The organism is Reinekea sp. (assembly GCF_982785585.1).
Map to the genome: position 1 here is coordinate 29,350 of NZ_CEYAVF010000026.1, position 6,047 is coordinate 35,396.

6 protein-coding genes are annotated in these 6,047 nt (G+C 53.2%); 2 read left to right on the forward strand and 4 right to left on the reverse strand.

The genetic code is table 11. From position 1 onward, the window contains the following. Together AC4FIC_RS11070 and glgC are read right to left on the reverse strand one after the other, a co-directional pair. A partial coding sequence (locus AC4FIC_RS11070) for a glycogen synthase (protein WP_476195030.1) occupies positions 1–1,443 on the reverse strand: 1,443 nt, incomplete at its 3' end. A gap of 7 nt (positions 1,444–1,450) precedes the next feature. Further along, entirely contained in the window at positions 1,451–2,689 is a 1,239-nt protein-coding gene (gene glgC, locus AC4FIC_RS11075) for a glucose-1-phosphate adenylyltransferase (protein ID WP_100256899.1), read from the reverse strand. A gap of 460 nt (positions 2,690–3,149) precedes the next feature. Here glgC and AC4FIC_RS11080 point away from each other — a divergent pair, with 460 nt between their 5' ends. Next, a complete protein-coding gene (locus AC4FIC_RS11080; protein ID WP_100256900.1) occupies positions 3,150–3,596 on the forward strand; it encodes a hypothetical protein in 447 nt (148 codons plus the stop codon). 69 nt (positions 3,597–3,665) lie between these two features. Here the strand turns inward: AC4FIC_RS11080 and AC4FIC_RS11085 are convergent, their stop codons facing one another. Together AC4FIC_RS11085 and AC4FIC_RS11090 are read right to left on the reverse strand one after the other, a co-directional pair. Continuing rightward, a complete protein-coding gene (locus AC4FIC_RS11085) occupies positions 3,666–4,442 on the reverse strand; it encodes a hypothetical protein (protein WP_100256901.1) in 777 nt (258 codons plus the stop codon). A gap of 225 nt (positions 4,443–4,667) precedes the next feature. Then, positions 4,668–5,204 (reverse strand): NUDIX hydrolase, encoded by a 537-nt coding sequence (locus AC4FIC_RS11090; RefSeq protein ID WP_100256902.1) that lies wholly within the window; start codon positions 5,202–5,204, stop codon positions 4,668–4,670. A 206-nt stretch (positions 5,205–5,410) separates the two neighbouring features. Between AC4FIC_RS11090 and AC4FIC_RS11095 the strand changes: the two genes are divergently transcribed. After that, positions 5,411–6,019, forward strand: coding sequence for an NUDIX hydrolase (locus tag AC4FIC_RS11095; RefSeq protein ID WP_158524314.1), 609 nt, complete (start codon positions 5,411–5,413; stop codon positions 6,017–6,019). The last annotated feature ends 28 nt before the right edge of the window (positions 6,020–6,047 follow it).

Sequence of the window (6,047 nt, forward strand, 5' to 3'; positions counted from 1 at the left end):
CAGGCGATAAAACTCCTGATACTGACAGGCCGATTTTTTCCAGCTAAAGCGCTTGGCCATGCCATTGCGCTGCAGTGCTTTCCACTGGGTTTGCTTGTGCTGATAGACATTGAGCATACGCAACACCTCCTCAAGCAAGGCCGCTTCCGACAACTCACTGAACATAAAGCCGGTCGCGCTCTTGAGATTGCGCTCCGACTTGCTCAGGCGGCACACCGAATCCTGCAAGCCGCCTACTTCGCGCACCAGTGGCACCGTGCCATAGCGCAGACTGTAAATTTGGTTTAGGCCACAGGGTTCAAAGATTGACGGCATCAGAAAGGCATCCGAGCCCGCCTCAATGCGATGCGATAAGCCGGCATCATAGCCGTTGACGAAGCGGAAGCGATCGGGGAATTCCGCCTGAATCTGTTCAAGCTGTGCCACCAAGAGCGGATCGCCCGAGCCGAGCATGGCCACCTGGCAATTGTGGTTGGCCATGAGCTCTTTGAAGACCGGAATCAGGTACGTGATACCCTTTTGATCCACAAGGCGGCAGATGGTAGCCAAAAGAGGCACCTTGGCATCGATGCTTAAGCCCATCTCTCGTTGCAATCCGAGCTTACAACGCGCCTTGCCGCCATCGTCCGGCGTGGCAAACTGAGCCAGCAGCCATGGGTCCGTTTCCGGGTTCCACTGATCATAATCGCAGCCATTGAGGATGCCGACAATAGGCCGATGCAGATTGCGGAACTTGAAGTCAATACCATGGCCGCCGATGGGGGTGGTTAACTCTGCGGCATAGCCAGGACTGACGGTGGTTACGCCATCGGCAAAGCCCAGGGCACCCTTGAGCATATTGAGATGACCATTATCTTCGAAATCACTCGGGTTATAAAAGCGTTGGTCAATGCCAACCTGGGCCAGCCATTTCGGATCACAATGCATCTGGTAGGCGCCATTGTGAATCGATAAGACCGAGCGGGTGGCACTGAAGAAGGGATCGTGGCGATAATGCTCCTGTAAAAAGAAGCCTGCCAAGGACGACTGCCAGTCGTTGGCATGAACAATATCGGGCTGCCAGTTTTCCAGTTTACACCAGTCCAGCGCGGCCTTAGTCATCACGGTAAAGCGATAGGGATTGTCATAAAAGGCGTCGTGGCCGTCATCATAGATACCATTGCGGTCGAAGCTTGCCGGGTGATCGATGGCGATAATCGGCAGGTCTTCGTGCTCGCCGTAGCGAGCATCGACCGTTTCGGTATTGAAATAACTGATCTTGGTGCTGAACTGCCGTTTGGGCCACTGCATCCAGATGTCGTTCAAAGACCGGTAGGCGGGCATCACTATCCTGACGTCATGCCCCAATCTCTGCAGTTCTTTCGGTAAGGCGTAGGCGACATCCGCCAACCCGCCGGTCTTAACCAAGCCTTCCACTTCGGAGGCGATAAAAAGGATTTTCATTGTTGTCTCATTCAAACCCGACGCGGGCACCCTTGGGGATGACTACTATGCCGTTGGGGGATACATGGAAGCGTTCTCGATCCATGGCGGCATCTTCACCAATGATGGTGCCCGGTGCTAAGGTCACATTCTTATCGATAATGGCGTTTTTGATGCGACAGTCACGGCCGACATCGGTATTGCCCAGCAAGACGCTGTTTTCGATATGGGCGTGGCTGTGGGCATGGGTGTTGTAGCCCAAGATCGAATGCAACACGCTGCTGCCAGAGACGATCGAGCCGGCGGCGACAATGGAGTCAATCGCCTGGCCCCGGCGCTGGTCTGAGTTATGCACAAACTTAGCCGGCGGTACGGCGGGGTGATAACTGCGCATCGGCCAGTGGCGATTATAGAGATCGATCGGGGGAATAATCTCCAGCAGATCCATATTGGCTTCATAGAGTGAGTCGATGGTGCCCACGTCACGCCAGTAACCGTTGGTGCCTTCCGGTTCGCCGCGGATGGAATTGGAGGAAAAGTCGTATACGTAGACATCTCCGGTAGGGAATAGGGCTGGGATAATGTTATGGCCGAAGTCGTGCAGCGAATCGCGTTCTTCGGCATCGGCTTTGAGGCTCTCGACCAGTTGCTTGGCATCAAAAACGTAGTTGCCCATGGAGGCCAAGACAAAGTCGGGCCGGCCTGGAATGGTCTTGGCATCGCTCGCAGCGGGCTTTTCTTGAAAGCCGACCATGCGAAAATCGGCGTCGACCTCAATCACTCCGAATTGGTCGGATTGTGCCAGGGGCACTGGAATGGCGGCCACCGTCAGTTTGGCGTGGTTAAAGCCACGATGAAATTCAATCATCTGGCGGATATCCATCTTGTAGATGTGATCGCCACCAAAGACACAGACCACTTCCGGATCCAGACCCTCGACTAGATTAATATTTTGATAGATCGCATCGGCCGTACCCTGATACCAGTGCTTACCCATCTGCATTTGCGCGGGAATGGTATCGATAAATCGGTTAGTCAGGCCGCTAATTTGCCAGCGACGGCTCATGTGTTTGTTGAGCGAGTGAGACTTAAATTGGGTTAGGACAAAAATCTGCAATAGGTCGGAGTTAACAAAGTTATTGAGTACAAAGTCGATAATCCGGTAGTTGCCGCCGAAGGGAACCGCGGGTTTGGCACGGACTGACGTCAAGGGCGCCAAGCGGGTACCTTCACCACCGGCCAGAACCATAGAGAGTATTCCTGACATGAGGGATCCTTTTAGTCGTTTTTAGTCGATGATCTAGCTGCAGTGCGCCGCGACCGCTTGTTGTTATTAGCCGAACGCAGTTTGTACTCTAATATTAGACGATCTAAATGACTCTATACCCAGATCAGTCGGATTTATACTGTTTTCACTAAAAAACACCGGTGAATCCCACGGCTCATCTCGGTTGAGGTCATACCAAACCAAGCCATATATAATTATGGCGGCAAACACTAAAAAGATAATAAGACGAATATACATAAGATTCGGGCCAACTCCGCTGAGAAATTTGCGACTTGACCAAGGATACAATTCCCCAGTGCGTATGGATAGTGTCGACTAGGGGTAAACAGAGCCCAAACTGGCGATTCGGGTGCAAAATAGCGAACGAAATTGCCGAACCGGTGAGCGCTTCTGGTATTATATCGACTCAACCTGTAGTGCAACCTTAGGAGTCTCGCTAATGCCCCGTTGTCATAAACCGGCTTTGATATTGGCAATCTCTGTTGCTTGTCTGGGATTGGTTCAGGCAGAGAGCCTATATCGGATCGATGCCGCCGAACTGGTGGGTACCACTCTATTCGATCAAGAATTGCTTGAAAGTGGCCTGGTCACGGTCAAACCGACGGTAGCTGCGGACAGTGGCGGTGATCTCAGAGTGCTGGAGCAATGCCTGTGGTCGGTCGGGATCGACTTGAGTCAGCAGCCGGTGATTTTGACACCGGGTAAGATGGTCTGTGTGGGTCCGGCGCAAGAAGTGCTTGAAACCATACCCTCCGGTACGATCGAGTCAACCGGTACCTGCCGCGAAGATAATTGCCTGCCCTTTGCTGTGGCCGGCGGCACAACCTTTGTCATGCAACTGAATGCCCCACTCAGTTTCGATCTGCAACCGCGTAACGAACGCTAATAGAGCGCAATGAGTTGGGCGCGGCCCATATGGGTGCCGCAGCAACCCACCAAACTGTTCAAGCCCAGGCTAAATGCGCTTTTTCTTCCAGCTGTTCTCTTCGTCTTCAACCGCCGCTAATTCTTCATCGAGCTTGGCCTGGGCTGCTTCTCGTTCGGCATCGCGCAGGAGGTTCCACTCATCAACCTGCTCGGTCAACTCCGATTGAATCTTGAAACTTTCCGCTTTGAACTCGTTTGCAAAGGGTGAGGTTTTTATCGCATCGAGTGCTTTTTGGAACGCGTGAGTGGTCTGGCGGTATTTTTTTTTCTTGCGAAATTCTCGAGCCGTCAGGGTGAAAAAATCCGCCGCGGTTTCAACCAATTTGAGGGCCACCTGTTTTAGCAGGTTTTCAGCATAAGCTTTCTCGAGTCGACCGGTGACAAAATTATTACGAATAAACTGGTGCAGAGACTTCAGTAGGCTGCGGTAAATACTGGCCTGGTCTACTGACATTAGGATATGGATGGGTTCTGGCGGATCCAGTTTGACTTTCTCCCGTTCAGCCTTGAACTGCTCATAGTCTTCTCGGATGAACCTGCTACGATCGGGTGCTAGTTCGGCATGGCTCTTTAGGTTTTGCAGCACGGCCTGATAGAGGAAATCTCGTAATTCCATGGATAAATAGTTGGCTGGCAGCGAACGCAGTAAATTCTGCACCTGACGCTGCTGCAGAGTAAGCTTCTTGATCTTATCGTTGCGGGCTACAAGGGCCTTGTGGCGTGACTGAGACACCAACATTCCGACCAGGACGAAGATTACGACCGCTACGGCCGTGAGAGTGAATATTAGATTGTCATTATCCATAGTGCCGGTCTTCTCGGTTGGTTCTGGTCTAAAGATGACCGATCGTCTCTGTGGCTAAGGACGGCGGTTACCTAAAAAGGAACGGTGAAACTATTGTAACGGCCGATGCGGCGAAAAGTGAACCCCTGATTGCGTTCATATTGATCAATACGTCGGTCTGACGCGGGCGCATGCATTGTTGTAGCAGCCCTTGGCAGGGCTGAGGTCTCTGAGGAGGGGTGTTAATTAGAGCCTGATATGATCATTGAGCACCGACGGGTTGGTCGTGCTTGATGCCTGCTGCAGGTAGTGTTTCAGGGTGTGTTCTACGGTGCGAAACGCCAATCGATCCCAGGGGATCTCATCGCGGCTAAACAATTGCACCGTATGGCTTTCCGGCGTCGTGGCAAAGCTGAAATCGGGCATGTCGACCAGGTAGAAAAGGTGCACCTGGTCATAAGCCGGCAAGCTGATCACACTCAATAGCCGTGGATTGATGGCGCTGACCCGGGCCTCTTCGTAGGTTTCGCGCAACGCCCCGGCGAGTGTGGTTTCACCATTTTCCATAAAGCCACCCGGCAGGGTCCAGTAGTCTTTACGCGGCTCGATATTGCGGCAACAGAGCAACACCCGGCCATCGGGCGCGACAGGCAAGGTGCCGGTAATCAGGCGAGGGTTTTGGTAATGGACGGTTGCGCATTGGCTGCACACGTAACGCAGCCGATTGTCATCCTCGGGTATGCGGTGATCGACGGCGTGACCGCAATCTGGACAGAAATTCATGACTTCCTCGGATTGACAGAACTTTAGCCAAGGGTAGCAATAAAGCCAGCGCCTTGACAGCGTTGGCCGAGCACTCCGTGCTGTGGCGGCCCAGTTAGCCAAGCATGGCGCCGCAAAAGAGCGTTAACAATAGCCAGAATGCCGACCGATAGTCGCTAAAAACCATGTGCAGCGCGTTGTTTTGTGCCATTCTTAGGGCTATGAATATGCCGCTCAAATTCGACCAGCGCCTAAAGCAGGGTTTTGCTGACTACCAGCCACACACCTTTAGCTCAGACGGGCTGCAAGCCGCCGTGTTGGTGCCCTTGATTCTGTACCCGGAACCGTCAGTCTTGTTAACGGTGCGCGCTGCACACCTCAATAGCCATCCGGGCGAAGTGTCGTTTCCCGGCGGTATGGTCGAGGCCATCGATCGCTCGCTGGCGCACACGGCCTTGCGGGAAACCTTCGAAGAGATCGGGCTTGAACCGGCCCGCTTTGAGGTCATCGGTGCCTTATCGACTACCCTGTCCAAGAACGGCGTTTTGGTGCACCCGTTTGTCGGTCTGGCCGAATCGGCCGACGGCGCCCAGCCCAGCCCAGATGAAATAGCGGAAATATTTACCGTACCCTGGTCTTTTTTTGCCAGCCAGGCGCCCCAGATGCAGGTCACCCACCGGCACGGTATTGAAATTCAAATCCCGCACTTTCACTATCAGGGCAAGCATATCTGGGGTTTAACGGCGATGATTTTACTCGAATTGATCAATCTGCTCGAAGGCAGCCAGTGGCCAACGCCCGACTTTGCCAGCGCCAATGTGCCGGTTATTGGCTAACATGGCTGCACCCAGAGCAGCCTGATGG

Excerpts from the sequence above, each read along its gene's own strand:
- glgC (WP_100256899.1), bottom strand. The coding sequence starts at position 2,689 with ATGTCAGGAATACTCTCTATGGTTCTGGCCGGTGGTGAAGGTACCCGC.
- AC4FIC_RS11080 (WP_100256900.1), top strand. The coding sequence starts at position 3,150 with ATGCCCCGTTGTCATAAACCGGCTTTGATATTGGCAATCTCTGTTGCT.
- AC4FIC_RS11085 (WP_100256901.1), bottom strand. The coding sequence starts at position 4,442 with ATGGATAATGACAATCTAATATTCACTCTCACGGCCGTAGCGGTCGTA.
- AC4FIC_RS11090 (WP_100256902.1), bottom strand. The coding sequence starts at position 5,204 with ATGAATTTCTGTCCAGATTGCGGTCACGCCGTCGATCACCGCATACCC.
- AC4FIC_RS11095 (WP_158524314.1), top strand. The coding sequence starts at position 5,411 with ATGCCGCTCAAATTCGACCAGCGCCTAAAGCAGGGTTTTGCTGACTAC.